This window comes from Jiangella gansuensis DSM 44835, from assembly GCF_000515395.1.
In the GTDB taxonomy this organism is placed as follows: domain Bacteria; phylum Actinomycetota; class Actinomycetes; order Jiangellales; family Jiangellaceae; genus Jiangella; species Jiangella gansuensis.
In genome coordinates this window covers 4,497,621-4,512,911 of sequence record NZ_KI911782.1, presented here as the reverse complement: position 1 = coordinate 4,512,911, position 15,291 = coordinate 4,497,621, and the positions used below count along the sequence as shown (strand labels likewise).

The 15,291-nt window shown below is 69.8% G+C and carries 14 protein-coding genes; 5 read left to right on the top strand and 9 right to left on the bottom strand.

What is annotated here, in order from left to right:
- The first annotated feature begins 219 nt into the window (after positions 1 to 219).
- Genes JIAGA_RS0121130 through JIAGA_RS0121120 form a run of 3 tightly spaced genes read left to right on the top strand, consistent with a single transcriptional unit; the run spans position 220 to position 2,932 of the window.
- The gene (locus JIAGA_RS0121130) at positions 220 to 978 is read left to right on the top strand and encodes an ABC transporter ATP-binding protein (RefSeq protein WP_051426350.1); all 759 of its coding nucleotides are present in this window, start codon (positions 220 to 222) and stop codon (positions 976 to 978) included.
- The gene (locus tag JIAGA_RS0121125; RefSeq protein WP_026877185.1) at positions 975 to 2,297 is read left to right on the top strand and encodes a DUF5336 domain-containing protein; all 1,323 of its coding nucleotides are present in this window, start codon (positions 975 to 977) and stop codon (positions 2,295 to 2,297) included. Before JIAGA_RS0121130 ends, JIAGA_RS0121125 begins: the two co-directional genes overlap by 4 nt.
- Positions 2,294 to 2,932: a hypothetical protein gene (locus tag JIAGA_RS0121120; RefSeq protein WP_026877184.1), complete on the top strand. Its 639-nt coding sequence runs from the start codon at positions 2,294 to 2,296 to the stop codon at positions 2,930 to 2,932. The genes JIAGA_RS0121125 and JIAGA_RS0121120 overlap by 4 nt, the downstream gene beginning before the upstream one ends.
- A 14-nt stretch (positions 2,933 to 2,946) precedes the next feature.
- On the opposite strand, the gene JIAGA_RS0121115 is transcribed toward JIAGA_RS0121120, so the two are convergent.
- From JIAGA_RS0121115 to JIAGA_RS33385, 6 genes are all read right to left on the bottom strand, one after another.
- Complete coding sequence (locus JIAGA_RS0121115) at positions 2,947 to 3,696, bottom strand: class I SAM-dependent methyltransferase (protein WP_035812807.1); 750 nt, start codon at positions 3,694 to 3,696, stop codon at positions 2,947 to 2,949.
- Between the two features lie 76 nt (positions 3,697 to 3,772).
- The gene (locus JIAGA_RS0121110; RefSeq protein WP_026877182.1) at positions 3,773 to 4,651 is read right to left on the bottom strand and encodes an anchored repeat-type ABC transporter permease subunit; all 879 of its coding nucleotides are present in this window, start codon (positions 4,649 to 4,651) and stop codon (positions 3,773 to 3,775) included.
- A 4-nt stretch (positions 4,652 to 4,655) separates the two neighbouring features.
- The gene (locus tag JIAGA_RS0121105; protein WP_026877181.1) at positions 4,656 to 5,399 is read right to left on the bottom strand and encodes an anchored repeat-type ABC transporter ATP-binding subunit; all 744 of its coding nucleotides are present in this window, start codon (positions 5,397 to 5,399) and stop codon (positions 4,656 to 4,658) included.
- Positions 5,396 to 6,370 (bottom strand): choice-of-anchor M domain-containing protein, encoded by a 975-nt coding sequence (locus JIAGA_RS0121100; RefSeq protein WP_026877180.1) that lies wholly within the window; start codon positions 6,368 to 6,370, stop codon positions 5,396 to 5,398. Before JIAGA_RS0121100 ends, JIAGA_RS0121105 begins: the two co-directional genes overlap by 4 nt.
- Positions 6,367 to 7,971: an anchored repeat ABC transporter, substrate-binding protein gene (locus tag JIAGA_RS0121095; protein ID WP_211239774.1), complete on the bottom strand. Its 1,605-nt coding sequence runs from the start codon at positions 7,969 to 7,971 to the stop codon at positions 6,367 to 6,369. Before JIAGA_RS0121095 ends, JIAGA_RS0121100 begins: the two co-directional genes overlap by 4 nt.
- Before the next feature lie 69 nt (positions 7,972 to 8,040).
- Entirely contained in the window at positions 8,041 to 11,028 is a 2,988-nt protein-coding gene (locus JIAGA_RS33385; RefSeq protein ID WP_084469907.1) for a TIGR03773 family transporter-associated surface protein, read from the bottom strand.
- A 160-nt stretch (positions 11,029 to 11,188) separates the two neighbouring features.
- Between JIAGA_RS33385 and JIAGA_RS0121085 the strand changes: the two genes are divergently transcribed.
- Positions 11,189 to 12,679, top strand: coding sequence for a choice-of-anchor M domain-containing protein (locus tag JIAGA_RS0121085; RefSeq protein WP_035812806.1), 1,491 nt, complete (start codon positions 11,189 to 11,191; stop codon positions 12,677 to 12,679).
- Between the two features lie 79 nt (positions 12,680 to 12,758).
- Positions 12,759 to 13,772: a WxL protein peptidoglycan domain-containing protein gene (locus JIAGA_RS31460; RefSeq protein ID WP_051426349.1), complete on the top strand. Its 1,014-nt coding sequence runs from the start codon at positions 12,759 to 12,761 to the stop codon at positions 13,770 to 13,772.
- A gap of 17 nt (positions 13,773 to 13,789) precedes the next feature.
- On the opposite strand, the gene JIAGA_RS0121075 is transcribed toward JIAGA_RS31460, so the two are convergent.
- From JIAGA_RS0121075 to JIAGA_RS0121065, 3 genes are read right to left on the bottom strand one after another with little or no spacing between them, the layout of a single operon-like run.
- Entirely contained in the window at positions 13,790 to 14,365 is a 576-nt protein-coding gene (locus JIAGA_RS0121075) for a TIGR03086 family metal-binding protein (protein WP_026877176.1), read from the bottom strand.
- Between the two features lies 1 nt (position 14,366).
- Entirely contained in the window at positions 14,367 to 14,855 is a 489-nt protein-coding gene (locus JIAGA_RS0121070) for an SRPBCC family protein (protein ID WP_026877175.1), read from the bottom strand.
- Entirely contained in the window at positions 14,846 to 15,220 is a 375-nt protein-coding gene (locus tag JIAGA_RS0121065) for an ArsR/SmtB family transcription factor (protein ID WP_026877174.1), read from the bottom strand. The genes JIAGA_RS0121070 and JIAGA_RS0121065 overlap by 10 nt, the downstream gene beginning before the upstream one ends.
- Between the last annotated feature and the right edge of the window lie 71 nt (positions 15,221 to 15,291).

Below are 15,291 nucleotides of genomic sequence, written 5' to 3'. Positions count from 1 at the left end.
TACCGGAACGAACCCTCCTCGTCCGCGGCCATCGTGGGGCGGCGCCGCCAACGGGAAGTGGGTTGACCACCACTTGAGGCACGTCAACGTGACGTGGACCGCTGACGCGACTTGCCTGGGTGGCAGCAACGTGTGCTACACCAACACGATCGGCGTCGTCGCCGCAGCGGTCCTCTTGAAGATGATCAACTTCAGCTGTTGACGGTAGATTAAGCCGGCATGGCTGATCCTCCTTCCGTCGAGGTCGCCGACGTGGTGGTCCGCTACGGGCGACGTGTCGCGTTGGATTCGGTCAGCCTGACCGTCCGAGGCGGGATCGTCGGCCTGCTCGGCCCGAACGGTGCCGGCAAGACGACCCTGTTGTCGGTGCTGGCCACGGTGAGCCGGCCGCACGCGGGCCAGGTGTCAGTCCACGGCCACGATCTGCTCTCGTCCGCGGGCCGGGCGGCGGCGCGGTCGGTGATCGGGTGGTTGCCGCAGCGGTTCGACCTGTCCGGGTCGATGACCCTGCGTGACACCGTCGCCTATGCGGCGTGGTCGCACGGCGTGGATACGCGGTCTTGCGCGCGGGCGGCGGCGAAGGCGCTGGCTGTCGTCGGGTTGGCCGACCGGTCGTCCGACCGGGTTCGGCGTTTGTCCGGTGGTCAGCGCCAGCGGCTGGGGTTGGCGGCCTCGATCGCGCACGAGCCGGACGTGTTGCTGCTGGACGAGCCGACGGCGGGGCTCGACCCGTCTCAGCGGGTCCGGTTGCGGCAGTATCTGAAGACCATCAGCACGGGCCGCACGATCGTTCTGGCCACTCACCTGATCGAGGACGGCGCACATCTGTGTGACGACCTGGTGGTCCTACGGGAAGGTGCGGTCGTCTATCACGGGCCGCCGCAAGCCCTCGCCGACGACGCCGACGGCTGCAATGACTCGGGCCTGTCGACGCCGTTGGAACGCGCCTACCAACGCCTCATCGGGGACGGCGCATGAGTTGGCTGCGGCGCCTGCTGTGGCCGACACCAGTCTCGCTCGCCGGCACCACAACGCTCATGGTCGCGCTGGCGGTGTTGATACACAGCTGGTCGCTGATCAACTGGCCGGTCGCGGATTGGGTGAGTGTCTCGGCCGAGTTCCATGAGTCGCTGGTCGTCGCCGGGCCACTGCTAGCCGGCTGCGCGGCCTGGACGGCCGGAGTCTTCACCGGGCGACGCAGCGTCGTGTGCCCGCCTTCGGCGGCGCGGTCGGGTGTCCCGATCGCGGCTCGTCACCTGACCGTGCTCGTCGCGGCCGGTCTGCTGGGGTACGCGCTCGGCCTCGCACCCGTGCTGGTGTCCACCGCGACCCGAGCCACGATGGGAGGGCCGGATCTGCTCGTCCTGATGGGCAGCGTCGCAGCGTTGGGTGCGTTCGTCGCGATCGGATACCTCGCCGGTGCCGCGCTGCCCAGATCGCTGAGCGTGGTCGCGGCCGTGATCGTTTCGTTCGCGTTCGTGCTGGCCGGAGGAGGAGGATCCACGGCCTGGGCGCTGTCCCCGGTGTGGCTGACCGGCCTGGCCGTCGCCGGCTATCAGGAGAACACGACGTTGTCCCTGTTCCGGTTGCTCTTCTTCGTGCTGCTCGCGGTCTGCTGCGCGACCGCCGCGGCACGCTGGGTCTTCGGCCGTTCACCGACGTCGCTGCGGACTTCTACCTCCGGCCTGCTGGTGCTGGCGCTGCCGGCCGCGCTGGCGATGATCGCGGTCAACCGGCCGATCGATCCGCTGGTCCGAGACGTGGCTGCTCCCCGAGCCTGTGAGGACGTCGGACACGTGCAGGTGTGCGTCCACCAGGCGAACACCGCGATCCTGGACCCGCTGACGCAAGTGGTGTCCCGGACCCTCGATGCGGCTGGACCCGCGGTCTCGCAGCCGGTCCAGCAGGTCCTCGATGCGGTCTTGTGGGAGGAGAATCCGCCCAGTCACGTCGCGCTGCACTTCCAGTTCCAGAACGGCGAGGCGTGGACGGCTGATGCGGCCCAGCACCTGGCCATGGAGCTGTCCGGCACGAGAGCCTGCTACGAGCTGCGGCGCGGCACGGCGAACGTGTCCGGCGAACCGGACGAGTTCGCCGTCGCCCGGGCCGTCATGCAGTGGATCTGGGTCGAAGCCGGTTACACCTCGGCATCACGTAGCGGCATGTACCTCTCCCCGGACTCGCAGATATTGTTCGAGAGCATGAGCGCGCAGCCAGCCGATCAGGTCCGGCAATGGATCGCGGACAACCGCACTGAGCTGCTCACCTGTGAGGTCAGCCCGAGCGACGTGTCGTGATCGAGAGCTGGCGCCTGTTCCTGGCCGCGCGGCCGGCCCGGGCCGCCCTCGTCGTCGGGGTGCTCGTCGCGGCCGTGTCGCTGGCCGGCCGCAGCGTGTTCATCGAGGTCCGGCTCGTCTGGGCCGAGCCACCGCGCTGGACCATGCTGTGGGAGGCGCTCCCAGCCGTCTACGGAGCCCTGATCGGCGGGTTCATCGCGCCGCGGCTGCACAGCTGGGGACGCACCGGCACCGCTCCCATGCGCCGGTACTACGCGATCACCGTCACCGTCGCTCTGGCCCTCCCGGCGGTTGGGCCGTGGCTGGTCCACTTCACCTTCCCGTCCGAAGCGCCCTGGCTGGACATCATGGTCAACGTCGTCATGATCACTGCGATCGGGCTCCTCGCCACCTGCCTGCTCGGAACGATCGGAGGGCCTATCGTCGCGGTCAGCGCTTACCTGGCCGTCGTCCTCATCCAGCAAGCCGCACCCGGCGTGGCACCCTGGCTGCCGTTCTCCGACGCGGTTGGCGAGCCAGAACCGCACATCTGGCAGAGTCTCACCGTCGCCGTTCTCGCCATCGCCGCCTGGACCATCACCCTCGGCCGATCCCCGCTCGCCCGAGCGCTCGAGCGCAACGACGCAGCCACATAGCAGCGCGGTCCTCGTCAGGTGTCCACGGTCCGTAGGACGTAGGCTCCGGCCGCGTCGGGGCCGATCGAGTCGGCGCGGAGACCTGCCGCCGCGACCTCGTCCAGCAGCTGCGCTTCGGACAGCACCCACCACCCGTAGGAGACCTGATCCTCGGCGACCGTCACGTCCCCGTCGAGCACCTGGTAGGTCATGTGCCACGTGACCCGATCAGCCCCGGTCGGCACGGCCCGGCCGGAACCGCGATACGTGTAGCGCCCCACGGCCGCCTCGGCCATGGGGGTTTCGGGGATCTCCACCGCCTCGGCCGGCGGCTGCAGGTTGACCAGTGCCGGGGCACCGGGCGCCAGCCGTGCGGCCAGCGCGGACCAGAACGTCCGCCGGGCGTTCCGGTCGAGGTGACCGATCATGTTCATCGCCACGACGGCGCTCACCCGTTCCGGCAGCCGCGCCGTGGACAGTTCACCGGCGCTGACGGTCACCCGGCGGCGCAGGTCGTCGTCCGAGCACACCCGCGCCATCAGGACCGCGCGCATGGCGGCCGACGGCTCCACCGCGATGATCTCCGCGTCCGGCAGCGCGCTCACGATCGCCAGCACGCCGCGCCCGGTCCCCGCTCCGACGTCCACCACCGGTCCCGCGGCAGGTGAGACGTCACGCAGGCCGGCCGCGACCAGCGGTTCGAGCTCCCGCCAGTGTTCGGCCAGCAGCACATCGACGTACTCCGCCGAGCGCTGGTATTCGTCCGCTCCGAGGGCCACGGTCATGTTCTGTCCTCCCTGTTCAACAGCAACGTCCTGGTGTCGATGACGATCGATCTCGTTCACCCGCGAAGCGCCGCGCTCATCCGGGCGCCACGGAACTGACAGCGGCCTGCCGCCAGCGTTTGGCGATGAGGCCGTGGCGCGGGGCGAAGGTCCACGCGAGCAGGAACACGGCTGTAAGCACCAGCACGATCGTGCCGCCGACGGGCAGGTCGTAGCTCCACGACAGGTAGAGCCCGAGCACGGCCGACGTCCCGCCCACGACCGGGGCGAGCAGCATCATGACGGCGAGTCGATCCGTGAGCAGCCGCGCCGCCGCGGCGGGCGTGATCAGCAACGCCAGCACGAGGATGTTGCCGATGGTCTGCACGGAGATGACGATCGCCACGGTCACCATGACGTAGAGCACGATGTCCAGCCAGAACACCCGCATGCCCAGAGCGCGGGCCATCTCCCGGTCCAGGCTGACGGCGACGAACTCCTTGTGGAAGAGGAACACCACCGCCAGGAGCAGCGCACCGGTGATGCCGACGACGAAGATGTCCTCGTCCGGGATGCCGGTTATGGAGCCGAAGAGGAACTGCTGCAACGAGCCGGCGTAGCCGGGTGCCTGGGAGATGATGACGATGCCCAGCGCGAACGCCGCGACGTAGAACACGCCGATGATCGAGTCTTCCTTGATCCGGCGGTTCTGCGAGAACACCGCCACCAACAGCGCCGTGATCACGCCAGCCACGGCGCCGCCGATGACCAGGCTGCCCTGGATGACGAACGCCACCGCCAGGCCGGGGAAGACGGCATGCGCCACGGCGTCGCCGATGAACGCCATCCCGCGCAGCACGACGTAGCAGCCGACGACGCCGCACACGATGCTCGACATCACCGCCACCAGTAGCGCCTTGGGCAGGAAGGCGAGGTCGGGGTTGAGCAGGTCGTTGATGAAATCGGTGATCGGCACGCGCTCAGACCGCCTTCAGGATCTTCAGCAGCGGGCTGTTCTCCCCGACGCCGAACGTCCGCATCCACGGACCGCGGTCCAGGAGTTCGTCGGGGGGTGCGTCGGCGACGACGGTCCGGTTGAGCAGGGCGAGCCTCGTGCAGGACTCCATCGCGCCCAGGAGATCGTGCGTCGTCATCAGGACGGCCTTTCCTTCGACCGACAGTTCCAGGAACAGCTGGTTCAGCAGTTCCTGCGTCGGCATGTCCAGACCGGTGAACGGCTCGTCCAGCAGCAGCGCGCTGGGCTGCAGAGCCAACGCTCGCGCCACCAGCACGCGCTGGCGCTGGCCGCCGGAGAGCTCGCCGACCGGCCGGTGCCGCAGGTCGCTCATCCCCACCCGCTCCAGCGCATCGCCCACGGCCGTCCAGTCACCCACCGCCGGCCGGCGGAAGACACCGATGCGACCGTTGCGACCGGTCATCACCGTGTTCTCGACGGAGATCGGGAAGTCCCACGCGAACTCGTGGCGCTGCGGCACGTACCCGATGGGTGAGCGCCCGGGCCTCGAGGGCCGGCCGTCGACGAGTACTCGCCCGGACGAGATACGGATCAACGCCAGGACCGCGCGGATCAGCGTGGTCTTCCCGGCACCGTTGGGGCCGAGCAGCCCGACGAACTCGCCGGCGTCGACGCTGAGGCCCACGTCGTGCAGGACGGGGCGGCCACCCAGCGCCACGCTGAGCCGCTCCACCTGCAGGACGGTCACGATCCGTCCCCCGCGGACGCTCCCGAGCCGGCCCGCGCGTCCTCTGCCCGCCGCTTCGCACGCCGGCCACGGACCGAGACGACCACGAGCGCGACGGCCAGCATCGCCGCCACGGCCACGGCGGTCAGCAGTCCGGCCCGCAGGCCGGAGTCGTCCTGATCGTCGACAGTGGTGTCGTCCGGTGCGGCGGCCGCGTCCTCGCCGGTTCCGCCGGCCGGCACGTAGTCCGCCGCGAGCGCGTCGTCGGTGCTGGTCTGGTCGCCGACGGCGAACCGGAGCACCTGGGTGTCGGATTCGCTCTCCCCGGAGACCAGGTCGGCCGACACCTCGACCTCGACCAGGTAGACCCCAGGCTCGGAGAACACCCAGTTGGCGTGCGTGTGGGTGTTCATCTCGACCCACAGGTCCTGCGGGTATGCATCACGGCTGTCCCAGAGCACCTCGGGCCCGCCCAGGGTGCCGCTCTGCAGGAACATCACCACCTCGCCCGGACCCTCCACACCGTGCAGAGTCAGCGTGGCCCCGCGGTCGATGGTGTCCAGGACAGCTGGGTCCTGGGTGTTCCAGCCCACCCACACCACGCCGGGCTGCTGCGCCTGCGGCACCACGTGGACGTCGGAACCGGGCTCGGCCGGCAGGAACGCGTAGTCCGGGTTGTCCGGGACGGTGGTGAGCGCGGCGTCGGTGATCTGGAAGACCGCACTGTCCATCGGCCTCCACACCGGGGGGACGGCACTGTCGTCGTGGACCAGCAGCGTCCACTCGCCGTCGACGTACCGCGGCCCGAGGTCGACGTGGCCCTCACTGATCACCGCGGGTTCGGTCGCGATCGACTGATCGGCATCGATCTGCTGGTCCAAGGCCGGGTCCTCGGACCCGGCCGCCGCGGCCGGTACGGCCAGCGTCAGGATGGAGGCCGTGACCGCCGTGCCGATCGCTCTCGTCCGCGCGCGGCGTGGTTCGCTGCTCATTCGTCCCTCTCCGGTGGATCGGCCAGGCAGGTTCGGAGCGACTCGGCGTTGAATCGCATCATCGAGATGTAGTCGGAGACGGCGTCGTCGAACGTGTCGCCGTAGATCGTGCAGACCGCGACCCCGACGTCGTCGGCGACCTCGGTGAGCGTCGAGGAACGTGCGATCAGGTTGGGTTCGAGGAACACCGCGGGGAGGTCCAGGTTGCGGATGGTCTCCGCCAGTTTGCGGCGGTCCGTCAGGCTCGGCTCGGCGGCCGGGTTGGGCGTGACGAATCCCGAGATCTCCACCCCGTACGCGGCGCCGAGATAGCCGAACGCGTCGTGAGTGGTGATCAGGTGCCGCCGCGACGCCGGGATCTCCGCGATGGTCTCGCGGACGTAGGCGTCGAGTTCCTCCAGCTCGGCGATGTAGGCGCGCGCGTTGTCCCGGTACTCACGGGCACCCTCCGGGTCTGCGCCGGCCAGGGTGTCGCGCATCAGCTCGACGTACGAGATCACGTTGCGGACGTTCTGCCACAGGTGCGGATCGATCTCGCCGTGGACGTGCTTGCCCAACACCGCCTGCGGCAGCTGGAAGATCTGCTCCCCCGGACGGCCCAGGAACCGGAACCCCGGGTCCGCTGGGACGTCGTGCAGCGCCTTGTTCGGGACCTCGATCACGGTGGCGGCCGGGTCGTGAACGGTGTGGTGAGCATCGCCGCCACCGTGCGGGTCGGCGAGGATCGACAATCCGCTCTGGTCGAGGTCGACCGTGATATCAGCATGACCGGCGTCCAGCACGTCCGCGCCGTCCATGCCGGGCACGGAGTGCGGGTCGACCCCCACGGCGAACGTGAAGGTCTCCTCCCCCAGCGGGATCGGCTTGGCGTCGGACGTGACGGCCAGGCTCGCGGACAACGTCAGCGTGTACACACCCGGCTCGGTGAACGCCCAGCTCATGTGGGTGTGCGCATCGGGCGGCAGCGTCGCGGTGTCGTCCTTGTAGCCGTTGGAGGCGTCGAACCCGTCGGCGGAGTTCACGTAGAAGGTCGGGTTGCCGAAGGACTCGGTCAGGTAGGTCACCAGGTCGCCGGGCCCGTTCACCTCGGTGCCGCTCAGGTAGACGTCCGAGGACCGGTTCGCGCCGTACTCCGCGCCGGTGCCCCGGACCCGCATGCCCAACCAGACGGTGTCCAGCGCGACGTTCTCCACCAGCGGGATGATCTCGGCGGCGTACTTGACCGCGCCCTCGGCGAGCGAGACGTTCGGCACGCCCTCCTGCAGGTTCGCGTCCAGCGCTTTGATGATGCTCTGCTCCTCGAGCAGCATGTAGTTGCTGAAGGCGACGTCGGCATAGACGACGTTGCGGATGTCCCGCAGGCTCGGCTCGTACGAGTGCGGGTCAGCGCTGCCGGGCACCAGGGAGTTCACGTTCACCCGGTCGCCTCCGACGTTCCTGGCCAGGTCGGCCAACAGGCCCGTGGTGGTGATGACCTGGAGACGGTCATCCGTAACGCTCAACCCGTTCGTCGCGCACCCGGCGAGTGCGGAAGCCAGCACCGCGACGGCCGCGACCCGTGCCGCGCGACGCATCGAGAGCAACATCTGACCCGTCCTCATGTATCGACCTCAGCTTTGGACCAGCGAGGTGGCTGCCGTGCTCGTGACGGCAGCCACCTCCGCCTGTTCTCACGGCGTGCTGCGCCGGCTCCTCCAGTAGGAAGCCGAAGCCACGGCTCCGCTCACCACGAGCAGCCCGCCCATCACCGCCAAGGCGGGAAGGGCAGACGGCGACCCGGTGCTCGCCAGGGCACATTCGTCGTCCTGACCCGTGTTGCTCGACGACGGCGTGGCACGTGGTGTCGACGACGGCGTGGCGCTGGGCGTCGGCGTGGCGCTGGCCCGGACCACGACCCCGTCGGCCGCGGGGACGTACACGGCTGGGCGGACCACGCCGTCCGCCGACCGGGTCGCCGACGCCCCCTGCGCGCCGGCGACGTCACCGACGACGAACGAGTACTCCACCGGCCCGGTCGTCACGCTCTGACCGTCGGCGAGCGTCCCGCTCACCTCGAAGGTCAGCGTGTAACTCCCCTCGGCGGTGAACGCCCAGTTCGCGTGGACGTGCTGACCCACGCTCTGGTGCCGGGGATCCAACGCCTCCTCGGAGCTGAAGATGCGGTTCACATCGCCGAACCCGGCGCTCTGGAAGACCTCCACCACGCCGGGACCCTCGACGTCGACCAGCGTCATGTCCACCGCGTCGGCCTGGAACGAGCCGGCGGCCAACTGCTCGGTGGACCACCCCGCCCAGACGACGTCCGGGTTCTGGGTCTCGCCGATCAGCCAGATCGGGTCGCCGGCGGCGCCGAGGAACGCGTACGTCTCCCCCTCCGGAACGGTGCTCTGGGCCTCAGGCTTGACCTGGACCAGGACGTTCGCCGGGTCGTAGAACGTGTGCTCGGCAGCCGTTCCCACCTTGGCCTCGAGGAACAGGCTGGAACCCTCCAGCCGCGGCGAGATCAGGTCGACGTGCTCGTTCGTCAGCACGACCGAGTCGCTGGGCTGGTCGCCGCCGCCGCCGTCCGGCGCCTGGGTGCCACCGCCGTTCGGGGTGGTCGACGATCCCGACGGAGCCGAGGTCGGACGCGCGGGGACACAGACGTCACTCGTCGGCTTCGTCGTGGGCTTGGGCCCGGCGCCGTCGCCTCCGGAGGCCGTGCCGTTCCCGTCACCACCGTCGTCGGCACCGTTCGCGTCGCCACCGGTGTCAGTGCCGTTCGCGTCGTCACCGGAGTCGGTACCGTTCGCGTCACCTCCGGTGTCGGTGCCGTTCGCGTCGCCACCGGTGTCGGTGCCGTTCGCGTCGCCGCCGGTGTCGGTGCCGTTCGCGTCGCCGCCGGTGTCGGTGCCGTTCCCGTCACCACCGGTGTCGGTGCCGTTCGCGTCACCACCGGTGTCAGTGCCGTTCGCGTCGCCGCCCGCGTCGGTGCCGTTCTCGTCGCCGGGCGAACCGGGGTCGCACGCCAGGTCGCCGACCACGAACGTGTAGGCGACCTCGCCGGTCGTCACGCTCTGGCCGCCGGTGAGTGTCCCGCTGACCTCGAAGGTGGCCGTGTACTCGCCGAGCTCGGTGAACGCCCAGTTCGCGTGGACGTGCTGACCCACGCTCTGGCTGCGTGGTTCCAGCTGGTCGACGGAGCTGAAGATCCTTGTCGGCGCCGAGCCCAGACTCCCCGTCTGGAACACCTCGACGTCACCGGGCCCCTCCACGCCGACCAGGGCGAACTCGACCGCGTCGCCGGCGAAGGCGCCCGGTGCCAGCTCCTCGGTCGACCAGCCCGCCCACACCACGTTCGGGTCCTGGGCCTGCGGGATCAGCCACAGCGGTTCGCCGGCCTCGCCCAGGAACGCGTACTCGGGACCGTCGGGGACGGCGGTAGCCGCCTCCGGGTCCTTCACCTGGACCAGTAGGTCGGCGGGGTCATAGAACGTGTGGTCTGTGGCCGTACCGACCTTCGCCCGCAGGCCGAAGGCAGAGCCGTCGAGCACCGGCGCGAGCAGATCGACGTGCTCGTCGGTCAGCACCGTGCGGGGGTCCTCGCACTGGCCCGGAGGATCATCCGGATTTTCGCCACCCGTCTCAGTCCCCTGGTCGTCACCGCCGGCCTCCGTCCCCGGCTCCGCGCCCTCGACCGTGACGACCACGGGCTGCGAAGCGGACGTCGCGTAGAACTGCCGCTCCTGCGGTGTGTACGTCGCGGTGATGGTGTGCTCGCCGGGTTCGTCGAACGTGACCGGGAGGGTGGCCCGGCCGTCCGTCAGGCCGGTCCAGCCCAGCAGCGCGTCGCCGCGGCGGAACTCGACATGGCCACCAGGAGCGGGCGGCGCGCCGTCGCCGGTGTCCGTGGAGACGTCGACCTCCAGGACGGTCTCCTGGCCGACGGCCGCCGTCGCCGGTGCGGTCAGGGTCGTCATGGACGTCGCAGGCGTCGGCAACGTACCCTGCTCACCGCCCACCACCCAGGTGTAGTCGACGGGGTCGGAGGTCACCGGCTGGCCACCGACCGTCGCGGACGCGGTGAACGAGAGCGTGTAGACCCCCGGCTGGGTGAAGGCCCAGTTGGCGTGCACGTGCGCGTTGACGCCCTGGCGCCGCGTCGAGAAGTCCTCGTCGGAGCTGAAGATCCGGCTGATCTCTCCGAACCCGACGGTCTGCCACACCTCGACCTCGCCGGGCCCACGGACGTCGGTCAGCGTGACGTCCACGGCGTCGCCATCGACCACCCCGGAGCCGATCTCTTCAGTGCTCCAGCCCGCCCACAGGACGTCGGGATCCTGGGTCTGGGGAACCAGCCAGACGTCGCTGGTCCCGATGAACTCGGTGTAGTGCGCGGGCAGACCTTCCACCCGCCCGAGGTCCGAGAGGTGGAAGATCAGGTCGTCGACCGCGGCGTACTCGGCCGGTGGGCCGATCTTCGAGTTCACCGTGAGCCGGTCGCCGTCGAACCCGACGTTGATGGCGTCGACGTGCTCGGTCGTGAGCAGTCGGCGCTCGGTCGGGGCAGGCGGTAAACCGGGGTCGGCGCTGGCCGAGAGTCCGGCGACGACCGGAGCTGACAGGAGCGCTGCAACGCCTGCCCCCGCCGCGGCCGCCTGAAGCATGGATCGTCGCATGCGAACGTCGTCTCCTCATAGATGCGAAGCGTTCTCAGTACTATAGATAACGATTCTCACTCTTGTCACTTCTGCCGTCCGCCCCGCAGCACCGCGAGACAATCGTTGCTAATCGTAACGATTCTCATTAGTGTGTTGATCTCCGACAGAGAGGATCGTGATGACGACACTGCTCACCCGACGCGCCAGAAGGCTGGCCGTCCCGATCGTCGCCGGTGCGGTACTGGCGACCGGAGCTGCCGGAAGCGCCACGGCCGGCGAGTTCGACCTGGTCCTGGACCACGGCCACATCGATGCCTTCGCGCTGCTATGGGAGAACGACCAGCTGGTGGTCGAGCTTCAGGAGGACGTCACCGGGCACCACGTCCGGCATGCTCCCGAAGACGTTCTGCTGCAGGTCAAGCCCCAAGCTGCGCTGACCCTCCCGGACCCGGTTCCACAGAGCCTCGCCTTTCTCGGCGACGCCGGCGAGACCGTCTACTACCTTCCGCAGACGCAGGACCAGGAGCTGATCTGGCCCGGGTGGAGCACCGAGAGCCTGCCCGCCGGGGTCTTCACCAATCCGCTGCGCATCCAGATCACCGACGTCGACGGCCCAGGCGACGTCTTCCTCTGGCAGACCGGCTCGTTCGGCCAGTCGCTGCCGGTCCTCGCCGGCGGCGGCCACCAGCTCCCCGGCACCATCCCGGCCAACGTCAACGTCCATGCCCACGCCAACTGGGCCTTCACGGCCGAGGGCACCTACCGCCTCACCGTCGAGGCGGCCGGAGACCTGGCAGCCGGTGGCACTGCCACGAGCTCGCCGGTCACGTACACCTTCCAGGTGGGCGACGGCGTCGACCCCGGCCCCGACCCGGATCCGGCGACCACGTTGAGCATCTCCGGCCTGGCCGGGCATTACCACACCGGCGACGTCGTCACACTCACCGCGGTGCAGGACCCGCAGACCGAGCTGGACCACTACCACTGGTTCACCCGCGCACCCGGGACCGAGGACTGGCTGATCGTCCCGGATGCCGGCACCGGTGAGTACAGCTTCACCGCCACCGCGCAACACGACGGGCTGGAGATCATCGCCAGGCTCTACGACGACGACCACGCCGTCGTGGCCGAATCCGCGCCGGTGACTGTCGCCGTCGACGATCACACCGACCCGGAACCGCCGGCACTGTCCCAGCGCATCGTCGCGACGCTGCCGGAGGACGAAGGCGCCCTGGTGGTCAGTCTCGACCCGGAGGACAACGAGGTCCTGATGAGCGACTTCGAGCTCAGCTCCGCCGGTGACCGATGGACCTCGGCCGGTGAACTGCGGCCGGTCACCGTCACCGACACCCGCGCCACCGCACCTGGCTGGGTGGTGTCCGGTCAGGTCGGTGACTTCGTCGCCGGCGACGACGTCCTGCCCGGCGGACACCTGGGCTGGACCCCGAACGTCGCCGGCCAGCCCGATGGTGGCGACGTCACGCCGGGTACCGCTGTCGCACCGGGGTACCCGGCCGGTGACGGCCTGACCGCCAGCAGCCCTCTGGCCAGCGCCCCGCCCGGATCGGGCACCGGCACCAGCCGACTCGGCGCGGGTCTGCGCATCGAAGCGCCGACCACCCTGACGCCGGGCACCTATGAGGCCGTGATCACCTTCACCGCCATCTGACCACGTCAACCACCCGCGTGGGGCGGCCGGCCCAGGCGACCGGCCGTCCCACACACGACCTCGACCACCGGAGACCCTCGTGACGCTGCTTCGTCATCTGCTGGCAGGCGCGCTTGCCGCCGCTTCCTGGGCGACCGCCTCGGATGTCGCAGGAGACGAGCCACCGGAATCCGCGGCCCCGCTCACGTGGGGCATCGTCCCGTCCGGGCCGGAGGGTCCCGGCGACCGCGGCGCGTTCGACTTCGTCCTGGACCCTGGCGCATCCCGCACCGACGTGGTGGCGGTCGCCAACTACTCGGAACGGCCGCTCACCCTCACCGTCTACGCCCACGACGCTGTGCGCAGCACCAACGGCGGGTTCGACCTGCTACCGGCGGCCAAGGAGCCCATCGAGGTCGGAAGCTGGGTGGTTCTCGACGAGACACCGCTGACCGTCCCGGCGCGCTCTCGCGTGGACGTCCCGTTCCGGATCAGGGTCCCGGCCAACGCCACGCCCGGCGATCACGCCGGCGGCATCGTAGCGAGCCTGGCCACCGAGCCGGGCGGCCTCTCGTCCGGTGAGGTGACCGTCGACCGGCGGGTCGGCGCCCGCATCTACGTCCGCGTGTCCGGAACGCTCGACCCCCGCCTCGACGTGACCGACGTCCACGCCTCGTTCTCCGGCCTTCCGGTCGGTGCCCCCGGCGAGATCCGGGTGGACTACACCGTCCGCAACACCGGCAACGTCAGGTTGTCCGGGCGTCCCACCGTCCGCGTCGCCGGCCCGTTCGGGCTCGGCGCGCGGGAGGTGACGGGCGAACTGCTCCCCGAGTTGCTCCCCGGCGACTCCGTCACGACGTCGGCGGTGGTCGACGGCGTGTGGCCGCTGGTCCGGCTCGACGTCGACGTGACCGTCCAGCCGGAGTCGTCCGGCGACCAACTCCTCGAACCGCCGCCCGCCTCCGGTTCCGCCGGGGGCCACGTGTGGGCCGTCCCCTGGGTGGTTCTCGCGGTGCTGGGCGCGCTGGTCCTGGCCGTCGTCGTCAGGCTCCGCCGTCGCCGCCGGTCGCGCCGCCCGACATCCGCGTCGACGAGCGAGTCGGCAGCGGCCTGATCGCGGCGGGCCGGGCGTCACCCGTGCTCAGGACGCCAGGCGGGGTCGCGGCCGATGAACGCCATCAACTTGTCCTGCGCGGAAGCGTCGCGAGCGACGGGCACAGCCCGACCGAAGTGCCCGCTGTCGCGGAGCACCTGCTCCATCGGCTCCATGGCCGCAAGCGCGGCGCGGCAGCGCTCCTCGCCCAGGTCGGGCTCGCGACCGAGCGCCATGGCGAGGTCCCAGGAGTGCATCCAGATGTCGCCGGTGTAGAACTCGTCGATCGCCTGATCCACGGGCTTGTCACCCGTGTGCGGATTCTTGAGCACCCTCCCGGCGGGATCGTCGAGGATGGTCTGGATGTCGGTGACGTGCTGCTTCCAGGCGGCCGCCGGGTCGGCACCGACGTCCAGGGCCGGCAGTTCTATCTCGGCACCGGCGAGGAAGCCGCGAGACCACTCGACCAGATGCTTCACGACGTCCAGGGCAGTCCACTCCGCGACCGGGCTGGGTCGCTCCCAGTCGCCGGCTGAGGCGGATTCGACCAGCTCGGTGAAGCGTGCCGCGTCGTGGGCGTGCCGCTGCGCCGGGCTCGTGGGTACTGGCTCCACCTCAGGCTCCCTTCGCGAGCAGCTCGTCCAGCTTGTCGTAGCCTTCGTTGACCCCGACGTCCATGCCGCTGGACAGGATGGCGTCACGGGTCGCGAAGTCCTGCACCACGCTCAGCACCCTCAGCCGCGTACGTCCGCCCTCGAGCGTCTCGAAGGTCAACGTCTCCAGCGCGACTCCGTCGGGCTCGTCTTCATAAGTGAAGGTCCACACGATCCGCTCATGCGGGCGCACCTCGTGGAAGCTGCCGTAGAAGGAGGCGATCTCCTCGCCGTCACGATCGTTGGCGAAGGCCCACTCACCACCTGTGCGAGCCTCCCATTTCGTCACCCGTGTGGTCACCGAACGCGGCCCGACCCATTGCGCGTAGAGCTCGGGGTCGACGTGAGCCCTGAACACCTGCTCGGGCGCCGCGTCGACCTCCCGGATGATCTCGATGGTCGGGACCGACTCGTCCGCGACGATCTCGGTCTCGTGCTTGGTCATGGCCATGATGTCTCCTTGTGTGTTTGGTCGTGGTCCTTGCTGTCGGCCATGCGGCCCAGCAGGGCGTCGAGGCGTCGATAGCGCTCCTCGGCCTCCCGGCGATACCGCTCGATCCACTTCGTCATCAGGTCGAACACCTCGGCGTCCAGGTGGACCGGCCGGCGCTGCGCGTCCTTGCTACGGGTCACCAGTCCGGCCTCCTCGAGCACCTTCACGTGCTTGGAGATCGCCTGGAGACTCATGTCGTACGGCTCCGCCAGCTCGCCCACGGTCGCGTCCGCGCCAGCCAGCCGGGCCACCAGGTCACGCCGGGTGGGGTCGGCCAGCGCCGCGAACGCCCGGTTGAGTTGCTCTTCGCTCTCCTCCGCCACGCATCCTCAACTCCTCGGTTGAATACAACCGTAGGTCGTGGATCGCGCATCGTCAACCTGTTGGTTGAGAA